The sequence below is a fragment of the Afipia sp. MLSD5-FHT05B12 genome (assembly GCF_058793355.1).
Genome location: NZ_JBXAFS010000015.1, coordinates 1 through 14,990, shown reverse-complemented (window position 1 = coordinate 14,990; position 14,990 = coordinate 1). Strand labels below are relative to the sequence as shown.

At 63.4% G+C, this 14,990-nt stretch carries 15 protein-coding genes; 7 read left to right on the top strand and 8 right to left on the bottom strand.

Annotated elements, in window-relative coordinates; genetic code table 11:
- Positions 1–247: 247 nt before the first annotated feature.
- A complete protein-coding gene (locus AC1Q6J_RS17485) occupies positions 248–1,939 on the top strand; it encodes a methyl-accepting chemotaxis protein (RefSeq protein WP_492280486.1) in 1,692 nt (563 codons plus the stop codon).
- 48 nt (positions 1,940–1,987) lie between these two features.
- Here AC1Q6J_RS17485 and AC1Q6J_RS17480 read toward each other — a convergent pair whose 3' ends face one another.
- Complete coding sequence (locus AC1Q6J_RS17480; RefSeq protein WP_492280485.1) at positions 1,988–2,848, bottom strand: LysR family transcriptional regulator; 861 nt, start codon at positions 2,846–2,848, stop codon at positions 1,988–1,990.
- Positions 2,849–2,960: 112 nt separating this feature from the next.
- Here AC1Q6J_RS17480 and AC1Q6J_RS17475 point away from each other — a divergent pair, with 112 nt between their 5' ends.
- Genes AC1Q6J_RS17475 through AC1Q6J_RS17465 form a run of 3 tightly spaced genes read left to right on the top strand, consistent with a single transcriptional unit; the run spans position 2,961 to position 3,901 of the window.
- Positions 2,961–3,206 carry a hypothetical protein gene (locus AC1Q6J_RS17475; protein WP_492280484.1) on the top strand — a complete coding sequence of 82 codons (246 nt, stop codon included), beginning with the start codon at positions 2,961–2,963 and terminating at the stop codon, positions 3,204–3,206.
- On the top strand, positions 3,203–3,439 hold the full coding sequence (locus tag AC1Q6J_RS17470; RefSeq protein ID WP_492280483.1) for a YjiS-like domain-containing protein: 237 nt from the start codon (positions 3,203–3,205) through the stop codon (positions 3,437–3,439). The genes AC1Q6J_RS17475 and AC1Q6J_RS17470 overlap by 4 nt, the downstream gene beginning before the upstream one ends.
- A gap of 33 nt (positions 3,440–3,472) precedes the next feature.
- Positions 3,473–3,901, top strand: coding sequence for a globin family protein (locus tag AC1Q6J_RS17465; RefSeq protein ID WP_492280482.1), 429 nt, complete (start codon positions 3,473–3,475; stop codon positions 3,899–3,901).
- Here AC1Q6J_RS17465 and AC1Q6J_RS17460 read toward each other — a convergent pair whose 3' ends face one another.
- The 3 genes from AC1Q6J_RS17460 to AC1Q6J_RS17450 form a co-directional block, all read right to left on the bottom strand.
- Positions 3,902–5,128, bottom strand: coding sequence for an adenylate/guanylate cyclase domain-containing protein (locus tag AC1Q6J_RS17460; protein ID WP_492280481.1), 1,227 nt, complete (start codon positions 5,126–5,128; stop codon positions 3,902–3,904). It abuts the gene before it with no gap.
- Between the two features lie 55 nt (positions 5,129–5,183).
- Complete coding sequence (locus tag AC1Q6J_RS17455; RefSeq protein ID WP_492280480.1) at positions 5,184–6,350, bottom strand: GNAT family N-acetyltransferase; 1,167 nt, start codon at positions 6,348–6,350, stop codon at positions 5,184–5,186.
- Between the two features lie 130 nt (positions 6,351–6,480).
- On the bottom strand, positions 6,481–7,677 hold the full coding sequence (locus tag AC1Q6J_RS17450; RefSeq protein ID WP_492280479.1) for an FAD-dependent monooxygenase: 1,197 nt from the start codon (positions 7,675–7,677) through the stop codon (positions 6,481–6,483).
- Positions 7,678–7,771: 94 nt separating this feature from the next.
- Between AC1Q6J_RS17450 and AC1Q6J_RS17445 the strand changes: the two genes are divergently transcribed.
- Positions 7,772–8,281: a MarR family winged helix-turn-helix transcriptional regulator gene (locus AC1Q6J_RS17445; RefSeq protein WP_492280478.1), complete on the top strand. Its 510-nt coding sequence runs from the start codon at positions 7,772–7,774 to the stop codon at positions 8,279–8,281.
- A 40-nt stretch (positions 8,282–8,321) separates the two neighbouring features.
- Here AC1Q6J_RS17445 and aroC read toward each other — a convergent pair whose 3' ends face one another.
- The 3 genes from aroC to fabI all read right to left on the bottom strand — a co-directional run bounded on the left by aroC (position 8,322) and on the right by fabI (position 11,088).
- Positions 8,322–9,404: a chorismate synthase gene (gene aroC / locus AC1Q6J_RS17440; protein WP_492280477.1), complete on the bottom strand. Its 1,083-nt coding sequence runs from the start codon at positions 9,402–9,404 to the stop codon at positions 8,322–8,324.
- Positions 9,405–9,520: 116 nt separating this feature from the next.
- Positions 9,521–10,120, bottom strand: a complete 600-nt coding sequence (locus AC1Q6J_RS17435) for a histidine phosphatase family protein (RefSeq protein WP_492280476.1) — start codon at positions 10,118–10,120, stop codon at positions 9,521–9,523.
- A gap of 146 nt (positions 10,121–10,266) precedes the next feature.
- Positions 10,267–11,088, bottom strand: a complete 822-nt coding sequence (fabI, locus tag AC1Q6J_RS17430; RefSeq protein ID WP_492280475.1) for an enoyl-ACP reductase FabI — start codon at positions 11,086–11,088, stop codon at positions 10,267–10,269.
- A 340-nt stretch (positions 11,089–11,428) separates the two neighbouring features.
- Between fabI and AC1Q6J_RS17425 the strand changes: the two genes are divergently transcribed.
- Positions 11,429–11,920: a sigma-70 family RNA polymerase sigma factor gene (locus tag AC1Q6J_RS17425; protein ID WP_492280474.1), complete on the top strand. Its 492-nt coding sequence runs from the start codon at positions 11,429–11,431 to the stop codon at positions 11,918–11,920.
- Between the two features lie 217 nt (positions 11,921–12,137).
- Complete coding sequence (locus AC1Q6J_RS17420; protein WP_492280473.1) at positions 12,138–12,908, top strand: anti-sigma factor family protein; 771 nt, start codon at positions 12,138–12,140, stop codon at positions 12,906–12,908.
- Positions 12,909–12,923: 15 nt separating this feature from the next.
- Here AC1Q6J_RS17420 and AC1Q6J_RS17415 read toward each other — a convergent pair whose 3' ends face one another.
- A complete protein-coding gene (locus tag AC1Q6J_RS17415; RefSeq protein WP_492280472.1) occupies positions 12,924–14,195 on the bottom strand; it encodes a hemolysin family protein in 1,272 nt (423 codons plus the stop codon).
- Between the last annotated feature and the right edge of the window lie 795 nt (positions 14,196–14,990).

Here is a 14,990-nt window from a genome sequence, read left to right as displayed (position 1 = left end):
CGGTTTTTTTCATGTCTGTAACAGGGATGATGCACGCATGCATCCGGTGCAGCAGGCATCGGCATAAACGCCGTGCGTGAAGCGCGCATTTCGGAAAGCGGCGCGAAATACCTTTACGAACATTTCACTTCACGTCGTGAAATTAGAAACCACGAATCCGAAGCGCCGGAAGGCGGGTCGGCATTCCCTCATCGCCCTCGTCGCCAACCAGCCATCAGCCCCCGGTCAGAAAGACTCAAGGTCCATCATGCTCTCCAGGATTTCCATCCGCGCCAAGCTCACCCTCGTGATCGCATTCCTGCTCGTCGCCATGACCGCCATGGGCCTGCTTTCCATCAGGCAGATGCAGACGATCAACGCCAGCGCCTCCGAAATCCAGACGAACTGGCTACCCAGCATCCGCGCGCTCGGCGATCTGCGCGCCGGCGTCATCACCTATCGCAACGTGATCCGCGAGCACATGTTGTCGGAGCTGCTTGAGGAAAAGCTGGCGCAGGAAAAAACGCTGGAAACGGTCGTCGAAGCCAACATGAAGGCAAGGCATCTTTATGAAAAGATGATTACGTCGCCGGAAGAGCGCGCTCTTTACAACGAGTGGGTTGAGGTGTGGGAAAGCTACAAGAAGGGCTCCCAGGAGGTCATGGCGCTGTCACGCAAGGCTGCGGGCTCCTACCCGCGCGAAGCGCATGATCTGAACACGATGACCGTCAACCTGATCGGGATCAAGTCCGACAACATCCTGAAGAAGGACATCGAATTCAACAACAAGGGCGCGGACGCCGCCGGCCAGAACGCCACCGACGGCTATAATGCCGCATTCCGGATGGTCGTCATTTCGCTGGGTCTGGCCATCGCTCTCGGCCTTGCCGCCGGATTCTACCTGATCCGTGACGTGACGACGGGCATCGCCTCGATCGTAACCCCGATGAAGGCGCTCGGCGAAGGCGATCTCACCGCCACCGTGCCGCATCAGGGCGAGAAGACCGAAATCGGAACCATGGCGGACACCTTGCAGGTGTTCAAGGACGCCCTGATCGCCAAGAAGGCGGCGGACGAAGCCGCTTCGCGCGAAGCCGATGCGAAGATCCAGCGCGGCCAGCGCGTGGACAGCATCACCCGCGAATTCGAAGCGCTGATCGGCCAACTGGTCGGTTCGCTGTCGTCCTCGTCGACCGAACTGGAGGCCGCCGCCAACACGCTGACCTCCACCGCCGAAGTCACCGGCAAGACTTCCGAGAGCGCCGCCGGTGCTTCGCAGGAAGTCTCCAGCAACGTGCAGTCGGTCGCGGTCGCGACTGAAGAGATCACCTCGTCGGTCGGCGAGATCGGCCGTCAGGTCCAGGAATCGAGCCGCGTCGCCAATGAGGCCGTGCGTCAGGCGCAAAAGACCGACGCCAGCATCACCGAACTGTCGCAGGCCGCCGCGCGCATCGGCGACGTGGTGAAGCTGATCACAGCGGTGGCCGAGCAGACCAACCTGCTCGCGCTCAATGCCACCATCGAGGCCGCCCGTGCGGGCGACGCTGGCCGCGGCTTCGCCGTGGTCGCCTCCGAAGTGAAGGCCCTCGCCGCGCAGACCGCCAAGGCCACCGACGAGATCAGCGCCCAGGTCGCGGGCATGCAGACCGCGACGCAGGAATCGGTCGCTACCATCAAGGAGATCGGCAAGACCATCACCCTGATTTCGGAAATCTCCTCGACCATCACGGCGGCGGTGGAAGAACAGGGCGCGGCGACGCAGGAAATCGCCCGCAATGTGCAGCAGGCCGCGGCACTCAGCGGTGAAGTCGCCGCCAGCATCACCAATGTCAGCCGCGGCGCAGGCGAAACCGGAGCCGCCTCCGGCCAGGTGCTGTCGGCGGCGCAGATGCTGTCCAGCGACAGCAGCCGCCTCAAGATCGAAGTCGAGAAATTCCTGACCACGGTGCGCGCGGCTTAAAGCCCGCGCATCGTTTTACCGGAACGGCGGCTGGCTCAGCCGCCGTTTTCATTTGCGGCGGCCGGACAGCAACTTTTCGAGCGCCATGATGTTCGGCGAACCTGCTCCCTTGCGCCAGATCATCACCGTTTCGACGCGGTTCTCTCCGGGCGGCAGCTTATGCACCTTCAGGCGCATGTTTTCCGGGAACGTCGCAAGCACGCTGCGCGGCAGCAGCGCAATGCCCATGCCGGCCGCGACGCAGCCCAGCATGGCGTGATAGGAGCCGAGTTCGATGATCCGTTCCGGCATTTGTCCGCGGCGCTCGTACCACGTCTCCAGCCGCTTGCGGTGCGGACAGCCGTGCTCGAAGGCAATCATGGTGCGCGGAAGCTCGCCGTTGCGGTCGAGCCGTGGCTGCGTGGCCGACGATACGATCACCGGCTCTTCGTCGAACACCGACACTTTCTCAAACGGTGCATCGGCGATCGGCTCTGCGACCAGAGCCGCGTCGAGTTCGCCGGCGAGGATCGCCGCAGCGAGTATCGGCGGGTTGCCGGTGCGCAATTCCAGCGTCACATCCGGATACAGCCGATGATATTCGTTGAGCGTTTCCGGCAGCCGCACCGACGCCGTGCTTTCCATCGCACCGAGGCGCAGCACACCGCGCGGCCGAGGGTCCTGCACCGCCATGCGCGCCTCGTCCGCCAGCGCCAAAAGACGATCCGCATAGCCGAGCAGCACCTGCCCCGCCGGAGCCAGATGCAGCCGCTTGCCCTCGCGAATGAAAAGCTCGACGCCGAGTTCGTCTTCAAGCTGGCGAATCCGCGTGGTGACATTGGACTGCACACGATGCAGCCGCTCCGCGGCGCGCGTTACGCCGCCTTCGCGGACGACGGCCGAAAATATTCGAAGCGCGGCCAGATCCATCCATCTCTCCTAAAGATCATAAATATCATTATTATTCATTTTATATGATGACCGACCCGGCGTAAAGCTTCCCCATCGCAACGCCCCACCGGGGCTGTCGCAGGAGGCTTCGATGCAGACCGATCGCTTCGATATTGGTTCATTCGACAGAGCGTCGCTGTCGCCCGTGGACTATGCCGCGCTCAAGACCAGGATTGTCCGGCAGGCGCAGGCCGAGCGCGCAAAGGCCGTCAGGACCGCGCTGGTGTGGCTGGTGGCGGGCGTCACGCGGCTTTGCCGCATCGCCGTGAGGCGTCCGGCTCCAGGAGCAGCGGACAAGTCCGCATACGAACTCGATCGGCGTGTGAGGGCGTCATGAGCAATCTCACCACGCATATCGGCCGACCGGACGACAAATGGCACATCGCCCGCATCGCAGGTGTATTGCGCGGCCTCTGGTCAACGTATCAGCGCGAACATCGCGAAGCGGCGGCCGCCGCGGAGCTGATGACATTCAGCGACCGCGCGCTGGCGGATATCGGCATCGGCCGATGCGAGATCGCGGGAAAGGTTCGTTTTCCCGTGAACCATCAGGCTCAAGCAGACGTCTAACGTTCACGCCATTTTCCTCCCACGGAGCAAAGCATGTCCCCCGATCAGAAGAATCTCGTCCAGACAACCTGGGCCAAGGTCGTCCCCATCGCGGATGCCGCCGCAGGCCTGTTTTACGAACGCCTGTTCGACATCGATGCTTCGACCCGTCCGATGTTCAAAAACACCGACATGGTGGAGCAACGGCGCAAGCTGATGCAGGCGCTGGCAGCCGTCGTCAACGGCCTCGACAATCTCGCGCCGCTCATTCCGGCTCTTGAGAAACTTGGCCGCAATCATATGCATTACGGCGTCACCGATAAGCACTATGACTCGGTCGGCGCGGCCCTGCTGTGGACGCTCGAGCGTGGACTGAAGGATGACTGGACGCGGGAAGCGCGAGATGCGTGGACCGCTGCTTATGGTGCGGTGGCGGGCGTGATGCGCAACGCCGCGCAATCGGTCGCGGTCGCGGCCGAGTAGCTAACCCGCGCTGGCCGGAGAGTCCGGCCGGCGCGCTGTGTCCGCCGCAGCGGCCTCATCCGGCAGGCCGTAGACACGCTCAGGCGCGGCAAAGCCCGCCACCGAGAACAGGCCGAGATCGGTCCAGCCGGTATCGACACGGCTGGCGAATTCGGTGGACGCCAGCACGGTGCGGTTGAGGCGGCTGGTCATCTTCTCGATGCGCGCGGCGAGATTCACCGCGGGCCCGATGCAGGTGAAATCGAGCCGGTCGCCGCCGCCGATATTGCCGTACAGAACCTTGCCGATATGCAGCGCGAGACCGAACCGGAAGTCGCGCAGCGTCTCGGACTCGTAGGCGTAGGTCATCGCCGCCACGTTGGCGCTGCACTCCCGCGCCGCTTCGAGTACGCGCTTGCAGACCGTTTCCGTGTCCCCCTCCTTGCCGGTGATCGGAAACACCGCGAGCAGGCCGTCACCCATGAACTTCAGGACTTCGCCGCCGTGATTCAGGATCGCGGGCACCTGACAGTCGAAGTAGGTATTGAGAACATCGACCACGGCCTCGGACGACAGCCGGTCCGACAGCGGCGTGAAGCCGCGCAGGTCCGACAGCCAGATCGCGGCATGCATGGTCTCGGTATGGCCGCGGCGGATTTGCCCCGCGAGAATGCGCGCGCCGGCCCGCGCGCCGACATAGTTGTCGAGCAGTCCCGCAGCGGTCCGCCGCAGCAGCCACACTTCAATCATGCGCGTCAGCGCCGGCATCATCGCCCTGATGTCGCCAACCTGCGCCTCGGAAAAACCGTCCGGGTGCTGCGTGATCCAGCTCACCGCATGGATCGTTCCATCCGACATCAGAAGCGGAAGTGCGATGTAGTCGCTCGCGCCCTCGCCGCGCATTTCGGCGAAGAACGGCACATTGCCCGCACCGGCATCCACAAGCCGCCTGCGGACTTCCTGCCCCTGCTCGAACACAATGGCGAGCGGACTGGAGAGAAAGTAATCTTCGTCCTGATCGCCATGGGGCATCGCGCCCATGGTCACGCTCCCATCCTTGCGCCAGACGAAATTGCGGCCGAGCATATTGGGATGAAGCGTGCGGACGAAGACACCGACGCGCCACAGCGGAATCCCGCAAGCGACCATTCGTTCGCAGGTTTCAGCGATGAACAGATCCACGCGCGACGCCGACCGCGCCCCGTCGATCAGCCAGTCGATCACGCTCTGGAGGCTGTTGCCGGACATCACCTCACTTTTGCGACGGCGGCTTGACCGGGTCAAGCTCGGCAGCCGGCCGTGTTCACCACAGGTCGCGATAGTTCGGGAATTTCTTCAGCGTCGCATCGTAGCGCACCGGCTGCAGCCACGGCAGGACCACCCTGAAAGCGGTATTGACCAGCGGCGAGACATGACGGGCATAGAGGTCGATCGGATCGAGACGGTGTCCCATGTGCAGCTTCGGATCGTAGTTGAGGCCACTGCTGCCGATGCTCTTGTAGCCCCGTTCGATGCCCCAGGCGATGACGTCCCGGACCACGCGATGATAAAGATGCAGTTGCAGCGCCACCGCATAATCGAAACCGAGATATTCCGAGACCAGCCGGTCGCCCTGCACCATGCACATGCTGAAGGCGACCAGCCTGTTTCCGCGGTGCCAGAGATGGAAGACAACCTTGTCCCTCATCCGCTCGCCGAGCAGACGGAAATAGTCCCGGGTCAGTTTCTCGAAATGCTGACCGGAGCGCTGATACACTTGCAGATAGAGCGGATAGATGTCGTCGATCAGACCGGCGACATCGCTGGTGACGCTCATCCGCAAACGCTCACCGCCAGCGGCTTTGAGATTCTTGCGAAAGTGCCTGCGCGCGTTGCCGCTCATGGCGCTCACCGCATAGGCATCGAAGTTGTCGTAATCGATGTCGAGCACGGTCATCGGCATGCTCGGCGCGCGGCAGAAGCCGGCTTTCAGGAAACACTCAAGGGCGTCGCGCTCGGCGGCGGGAAATTCCTTCAGAAGAACGAGCCCTGCGCCGAGTGTCTTCGCGTGCGACACGATGCCGTGAGCCAGCACCGCCGCGACGGAGGAGGCAGGCAAACCGTCGGCATGGGCAAGATGCCCCTCGCCCGCAGCGCACCCGACCATCAGGGTCCGCAGTTTGAGAAATCGCGGCCAGATCCGGCGGATCACCGGCGCCCAGAGCCGCCGTTCCGGCCTGATCCCTTCGAGGATATCCTGATCGATCAGGAAGAACGGCTGGATCGCCTGGACAGCGCCGGCCGCGTCGCGGATCGCGAAGTACTTGTATTCGATGCCTTCGCGAAGCGTGTCCTCGACGATCTCGTAATAGCGGTGATCCTTGCGCTGATCGGCAAACATCGCGCGCCACACCGCGCAGGATTCCAGTTCGGCGCGGGAGACAACCTCCACCGTCAACGGCGTGATGCTCGAGCCGGCACGCGTGTCCATGACCGTGTCCATCGGCAACGGCAAGACTGGTCAGACATCAACGCCGCGGGCCGGGCTTGTTTCCTCAGTCCGGTTCAATTATTCGCGGCAGCAAGCCGGACTGTCAGCCGCCTGTCCGCATCCGCCGCCGTTAGCGAACGCGCGGATTGTACTGATACATCCAGTCCTGTCCGCGCGCGAACATCGGCAACAGCAGCTTGATCGCGATGTCGCGCATCAGTGCGCCGGCACGGCTCATGTCGCCCTTGCTGCCGCCGTTGCGGCGGGCCGCCGCGACAATCCGCTCGGCCCGCGGCCGGCGCTCGGCCTCGAACTTCGCGAAGGTGACGCCGAACTCTTCGCCCCTGCGCAGCAGGCGCGACAGCCGGAGCGCATCTTCCAGCGCGATCGACGCGCCCTGTCCCGCATGCGGCGTCGTGGCATGCGCAGCATCGCCGATCAGCACCACCCGCCCGCGCGACCATTGCGGCAGCGTTGCGATATCGAGCGTATCGGTCACGATGATATCCCGCGCGTGATCGATGATCTCTGGAATCGGATCGTGCCACCCGGCATGAAACGCGCGGATGTGCTGCCTGATCTGGTCCTGGCTCATCGCGCGGAAGGCGGCGGCATCCAGGCCATTGGAGGACTGGGTGTCCCACCACATCGCTCCGTCCTCTTCGTCACGGCTGCAATAGCCGTAACCGAACGAGCCGCGTTGTCCGAGCGTCATCATGACATGCGGACCGGCCTTGGCCTTCTCAAGCACCGATCTCGGAATGAAGCCGCCGAAGCCCACCAGTCCCGTATCGAACGGCATCGAGCCGCCGGGATTCACATGCGCGCGCACCGCGGAGTGAACACCATCCGCGCCGATCAGCAGATCGCCTTCGGCCGTGGTGCCGTCGGCGAAATGCGCAGTGATCGGACGGTCAGGCAGGTCCTCGATCCTGACCAGCCGCTTGCCATAGCCGACCTCGATTCCGGCCCAGCGGACCTGCGCCATGATCGCGTCATTCAACACGGCCCGCGAGACGTTCACCGCAGGCTGTCCAAAGCGCTCAAGCATGTCCCGGTTGATGCTGCCGAGAAAGCGTCCGTTCTGATTGCTGAAAAGCATCGATTCCGCGACGGCGCCGATGCGAACCATTTCATCGGCAAGGCCCAGTTCGTCCAGCGCATGCATGCCGTTGGGCGCGATCTGCAAACCGCCGCCGATTCCGGCAGCACGCGGCCGCGCCTCGAAGATCTGCGATTCGAAACCCGCGGACCGCAGCAGCATCGCGGTGGCGGGGCCGGCTACTCCGGCGCCGATGATAATGGCCTTGCGTGAGCGTCTGATCATGCCTTGCTCCGCCGGTTGGCACAGTGCTAAAAAGGTACGGAGACTAATTATCTTAGTCTCTGAGATATTATCTCGCTAAGATAAAGGATCGGCCTTGTCAAGATCGAAGGCGCGCGCCGCGCTGATACAGGAACTGGAACACGCCGCCCGGCGCTCGTCCGCCCAGGGCGTCATTTTCAGCCAGACCGTCGCCAGCCGCGTCGGGATCAGCAGCTCCGATCTGGAATGCATGGATTTCTTGAATCTGGAGAGCCGCGTGACCGCAGGGCGATTGGCCGAGGTGACCGGCCTGACCACGGGCGCCATCACGGGCGTCATCGATCGCCTTGAAAAAGCCGGTCTCGTGCGCCGCGAACGCGACGACAGCGACCGCCGCAAGGTCTTCATCACGGTCGTTCCGGAGAGCGAGGCGAAGATCGGGAAGTTCTACGAATCCTTGCAGCAGTCGATCCACAAGGCGTGGTCGAAATATTCCGACGATGAATTGCGATTTCTGGTTCGCTTCACGATGCTGGGCTACGAAACGATGCTGGCCGCGACCGAAGAAATGAAACAGGCCAAAACGCCGACGCCGAAAAAGAAAACCTCGAAGACCGGCGGCTAGCGGTCCGATTCTGGCATTCGCATCCCGTTTCAGCGGGCCACTAGCTTCCGACCTGTCCGCGATGACGCAGCAGGTGATCGGCGATCACGCAGGCCATCATCGCCTCGCCCACCGGCACCGCGCGGATGCCGACGCAGGGATCGTGACGGCCCTTGGTCATGATGTCGGTGTCCGCGCCGGATTTGTCGATGGTGCGGCGAGGCGTCAGGATCGACGACGTCGGCTTCACAGCGAAGCGCGCCACCACCGGCTGCCCGGTGGAGATGCCGCCGAGAATGCCGCCGGCATGGTTCGACAGAAACACCGGGCCGTTGTTGCCCATGCGCATCTCGTCGGCGTTTTCTTCACCATGTAATTCAGCCGCGCCAAAACCCGCGCCGATCTCGACGCCCTTCACCGCGTTGATGGTCATCAGCGCCAGCGCGAGATCACTGTCGAGCTTGCCGTAGATCGGCGCGCCCAAGCCGGCCGGCACGCCTTCGGCGACAACCTCGATCACCGCGCCGATGGACGAGCCGCGCTTGCGGATGTCGTCGAGATATTCCGCGAAGAATTCCGCCTTGGCCTTGTCGGGACAAAAGAACGGATTGCGTCCGACTTCATTCCAGTCCCACGCCGCGCGATCGATCTTGTGCGGCCCCATCTGCACCAGCGCGCCGCGCACCTTCACATCGGGAATGATCTTCCGCGCCACCGCGCCGGCGGCGACACGCGCCGCGGTCTCGCGCGCGCTGGAGCGCCCGCCGCCGCGATAGTCGCGCAGGCCGTATTTGGCTTCATAGGTGAAGTCGGCATGGCCGGGACGAAACTTGTCCTTGATCTCGGAATAATCCTTCGAGCGCTGGTCGGTGTTCTCGATCATCAGCGCGATCGGCGTGCCGGTGGTGACCTGGCCCTTGTCGGTGTCCATGACCCCGGAGAGGATTTTGACCTGGTCGGCTTCCTGACGCTGGGTCGTGAACCGCGACTGGCCGGGACGGCGGCGATCAAGATCCAGTTGAATCTCTTCAACCGTCAGCGGGATCCGCGGCGGGCAGCCATCGACCACGCAGCCGAGCGCGGGCCCGTGGCTTTCGCCGAAGGTCGTGACGCGAAACATATGGCCGAAGGTGTTGAAGGACATGGGAAATTACCCGACGGGCCGCCGGGCCCCTATTCGCCAAAATTGACGTAAAGTCGTAACGCGCGGGCCTGTTAGGGTCAAATCTGAGGCGCTTAAAGTGCCACGTTAACGAAGCGTTAACTATGTTTTGTGACCTGCCCGCCGGCGAAAACGTAGACCACGCCCTGCTCCACCGTCAGCTCCGCGGCGCCGACCGGGGTCTCGACATCGAGCGCCACCAGCAGCGCGCGCATCGAGCCGCCATGCGACACCGCCACGGTGTCCTGAATCAGCGAGTCGTACCAGTCGCGCATGCGGATGGTCACCGAGGCGTAGCTTTCGCCGCCCGGCGGCGGCACGCCCCACTTGTCGATCTGACGTTCGGCGAAGACCTCGGGATGCGACAGCTCCATCTGCGGCAAGGTCGAGCCTTCCCAGTGGCCGTAGCCGATCTCCCTCAAACGATCGTCGAATTCGTAGTCATGCGGTGGCACGCCGAGAACACCGCGCAGCAACTCCATGGTGTTGCGCGCGCGGCCGAGCGGGGACGACACGAACGGGACTTTGGCCGGATCATGTTCGTCGCGCGCGAGGATATCGGTCAGCAGCTCACCGGAGCGGACCGCCTGCTCCTTGCCGAGATCGTTCAGCGGAATGTCCTGCGTGCCCTGAAAGCGGCCCGCGGCATTCCATTCGGTCTGGCCGTGGCGGACGAAGTAAACGGTGGGAGATGGCATGAGGAGTCCAGTTTACTCGAAAGACTTTCAACTTGTCATGGCCGGGCTTGTCCCGGCCATCCACGTCTGTTGCGCGATCGTTATGAAAGACGTGGGTGCCCGGGACAGGCCCGGGCATGACGAATGGATGTTCAGGAATCCTGGCGCTATTCCTTCCCGCCGAACGAAATGTCCGGCGCGTGCGGGTTCTTCATGCCGGTGACATGATAGCCGGAATCAACGTGATGCACTTCGCCGGTGACGCCGCGCGACAGATCGGACAGCAGATACATCGCGCTGTCGCCGACTTCCTCCTGCGTCACGTTGCGGCGCAGCGGCGCGTTGGCCTCGTTCCACTTCAGGATGTAGCGGAAGTCGCCGATGCCGGACGCGGCCAGCGTCTTGATCGGTCCAGCCGAAATCGCGTTGACGCGGATGTTCTTCTCGCCGAGGTCGGCGGCGAGATAGCGCACGCTGGCCTCGAGCGCGGCCTTGGCGACGCCCATCACGTTATAATGCGGCATCCACTTCTCGGCGCCGTAGTAGGACAGCGTCAGGATCGAGCCGCCGTCGGTCATCAGATGTTCGGCGCGCTGCGCGATCGCGGTCAGCGAGTAACACGAGATCAGCAGCGAGTTGGTGAAATTGTCCTGCGTGGTCTCGATGTAGCGGCCGTCGAGTTGGTCCTTGTCGGCAAACGCAATGGCATGGACCACGAAGTCGATCTTGCCCCACTGCTTCTTCACCTCGGCGAACACCGCGTCGATGGTGGCGGGGTCGGTGACGTCGCAATGGCCGAGGGTGATCGCGCCGAGTTCTTTCGCCAGCGGTTCGACGCGCTTTTTCAGCGCATCGCCCTGCCAGGTGAACGCAAGTTCCGCGCCCTGATCGCGGCACGCTTTCGCGATCCCGTAGGCGATCGAGCGGTTGTTCGCCACGCCGAGGATCACACCGCGCTTGCCGCGCATCAGGCCCATATTTTCAGCCATAAACCTAGTGTCCCGTATCCGACGTTCGCTTCATTTAGCAGCACCTTCCGAGCGAACGCCGGATACGAAAGGACACTAGCAAACTATGATTCTAGTGATCCTCCGGTTCTGACATTCGTAAAAGCGCCTGCGAAGGATACGATACGAATGTCAGAACCGGATCACTAGTCCAGATTGCCGAGGGAAAGGAGGCCCCTCATGACATAGCCCCCCCGGCCGTTCAAGCCGGACAAGCGGCGCAAGGCCCTAACCATAACGGGTGGAAACGGCGGAATACTCCCGCGTTTTCGGTGTTTTTCAGGGTAGAACGGCCTGTGGGCCGCCGGACCGGACGAACTGAATGAGCAACGATTTCCGCCACAGCGTCGAGACCATGATTCCGGCCCTGCGGCGCTACGCACGGGCGCTGGCGCGGGATACCGACATCGCAGACGACCTGGTGCAGGACACCCTGGTGCGGGCGCTGCGCTCCGAGAAGCTGTTTCTCGGCGGCGACCTGCGCGCCTGGCTTTATACGATCCTGACCAACCTGAACCGCAACCGCCGCCGCTCGCTGGCGCGGCAGCCGGCGATGATGGAACTGCACGACACCACCGCCGACGCCTCCGGCACCGAGGCGGAAGGCCGCGACATTTCCCGCGCGCTCGCGACGCTGGCGGAAGACCAGCGCGCGGTGCTGCTGCTGGTGGTGCTGGAAGGCCTGAGCTACCGCGACGTCGCCGACATTCAGGGCGTGCCGATCGGCACGGTGATGTCGCGCCTCGCCCGCGCGCGGGCGCATGTGAAAGCCGCGCTGGAAGGAGAGCGGCCGATGCTGCGGCGGGTGAAATGAAACGGCAGGGGACGATACGAGATGGAATCGATGCGCGACAACCGGGGAGACTCGCTTCTTCTCCCTCTTCCTCGTGGAGAGGGTGGCGCGCTGAGAGCCACGCGATCGGCGCGCGGGGTGGAGGTCAATTCTGTACCATGCGTAACCTCCACCCCACCTTCCGCACAAACTTGACGCCATTGCCGCTGCAAGACTTCGAATTCGAGAGACAACGCTGATGACCGACCACAACATTCCGGTGACCGAGGACGAACTCCACGCCTACGTGGACAACGAACTCCCCGTGGAGCGCCGCGCGGCGGTCGAGGCCTGGCTCGCGGCGCATCCTGATGACGCCCAGCGGGTGACGTCATGGCGGACGATGAGTGACGCGCTGCATGCGAAGTATGACTCCGTCGCGGACGAGCCGGTGCCGCACCGCCTCTCGGTCGATCGGTTGTCGCGGACGCCGCGCCGCTGGATGATGGGCGCCGTCGCCGCGTCGCTGCTGGCGTTCGCCGCCGGCGGCAGCGTCGGCTGGATGGCGCATGGCGCGAATGCCAGGCCGTCGGCATTCGCGAGCTTCACCGGCGATGCGCTGGAGGCGCACAAGCTCTATGTGGTCGAGGTGCGCCATCCGGTCGATGTGGCTGGCAGCGAACGCGCGCATTTGCAGCAATGGCTCACCAAGCGCTGCGGCTGGGAGGTTCGTGCGCCCGAACTCGACGCCACGGGACTCAAACTTGTCGGCGGGCGTTTGCTCCCCGGCCCCACCGGACCCGCATCGTTCCTGATGTATGAAAATGCATCGGGCGAACGCTTCACGGTCTATGCGTCGCGCGCGGCCACCGAAGCGACGCAGATGCGCTACGCCACTCATGACGGCACCGGCGCGCTGTTCTGGGCCGATCGTGGCGTGGGTTATGTCGTCAGCGGCGGCTCCGATCGCACCCGCCTCGAACACGTCGCACGGCTGGTCTATGACCAGAACGAGAAGGCGGGGCTGTAAGCCCTGCCATCTCTCTTACTCCCTCGTGGCCAGCACCTTGTCGATGCGGCGCCCGTCGAGATCGACGATCTCGAACCGCCAGCCGTCCGCGCTGATACTTTGTCCGACTGACGGTATCGCGCCGAAATTCTCCAGCAGATATCCTGCGCATGTCTGGTAAGGCCGCGACGACGGCAACGCGATGTCGAGCAGGCGCGCGAATTCGAGCGCGGGCATCCAGCCGGAAATGAGAAACGATCCGTCGTCGCGCCTGACGAACGCCGGTTCGGCGGGCCCTTCCTCGGTGTGAAAACTCCCCACAATGGATTCGAGAATATCGGCGCTGGTGACGACGCCCTGAAACGTGCCGTACTCATCGTGGACCAGCCCCATGTGAACCGGCGAGTCGCGCAGGATGGCGACCACGTCCCGCGCATCGACCGTTTCGGGAATCACCGGCGCGTCGCGGATCAGCGCCCGGATGTCCGGCTCTTCATCGGACAAGTACGCATCCAGCATGTCCTTGGCCTGCACGATGCCGAGGGTTTCCTCGCCGTCGAATACCGGCAACCGCGAATGCGAGCTGTGCCTGAACGCAAGCCGGATCGCCTCCGGCGGGTCCGACAGATTGATCGTGCTGACTTCATGGCGCGGCGTCATCACCGCGCCGACCGGAAGATCGCCGAGCCGCATCACGCCCGCGATCATTTCTTTTTCACCCGGCTCAAGCACGCCGGCATTCTCCGCTTCCACGACCAGCGTGTGGATTTCCTCCTCGCTGACCTTTTCTTCGGCCTCGCCGCGCTGGCCGAGTACCCACAGCAGCGCCTTGCCGGAGCGATCCAATATCCACACCAGCGGCAGCGACACTTTCGCGAGTATGACCATCGCCGGCGCGACCTTCACCGCGATTGCTTCGGGATCGCGCAGCGCGATCTGCTTCGGCACCAGTTCGCCGACAATGAGAGAGGCATAGGTAATCAGGGTCACAACCGCGCCGACACCAACGGCATCGGCGACGCCTTGCGACAATCCGTTGCTCACGAACCATGCGGACAGGCGCGCGCCGAGCGTCGCGCCGGAAAACGCGCCGGACAGCACGCCGACGAGTGTAATGCCGATCTGGACGGTGGAGAGAAATTTTCCGGGATCAGAGGCCAGAGCCAGCGCACGCCGCGAGCCGCTGACGCCCTTTTCAACCAGAGCGGACAATCGTGCGGGACGGGATGAGACGATGGCAAGCTCCGACATCGCGAGCAGACCATTGATCACGATGAGAACCGTGACGATTCCAAGTTCCAGTAACAAGTGAGTCTTTCTGTGGCAGCGCGCCCTGACGGATGCCGAAGTCTATCGGCGTTTACAGTGCAACGATAGGTGACACAGACTTGCCGAACTGCTGCGTCTGGCCGCACCGTGGAAATACCGCTGTCATGGTTTACCGCGTCTCGCTCATGGGTGGCCCGGATGGAGCGCAGCAATTTCTCCACGCGTCATTCCGGGATGCGCCGAAGCCTGACCGGCAGCGCGATTTCCTCCCTCCGTCGTTCCGGGGCGCGCGAAGCGCGAGCCCGGAATCCATCTTCCTGTCGCGATCGTGGATTCCGGGTTCGCGCGAAGACGCGCGCCCCGGAATGACGGCGGGTAATATTGAGCGCGCGTAATGAAGCGTAGCCCGGATGAAGCAGACAGCGCCACACACGCGATGTCGTCCCCGCGAAAGCGGGGACCCATAACCACCGTCCTCACTGAGAACCGGGGAAAGAGTTGACCCGCTATCGCGACAGCATCGATCGCTCAGGGAGTATGGGTCCCCGCTTTCGCGGGGACGACGTGGGTGAGATTGTGCGTAATGTCTCCACACGCGTGATCGTCATCCTGAGGTGCGCGCGCTTGCGCGCCTCGAAGGAGGACGGGGACGTCCGCGTGCTTCGCCGTGCATCCTTCGAGGCTCGTCGCAAACGCGGCTCGCACCTCAGGATGACGCGATACTTGACATTCTTTTACATAGGAATATATTCTTGTTGTCCTGGTCGCGAGGGGCGCTTCTCGAGGGCGCTTGTGAAGCGGAGCAGGATGCGGCGCCTGCGCGATGTGGTTCGC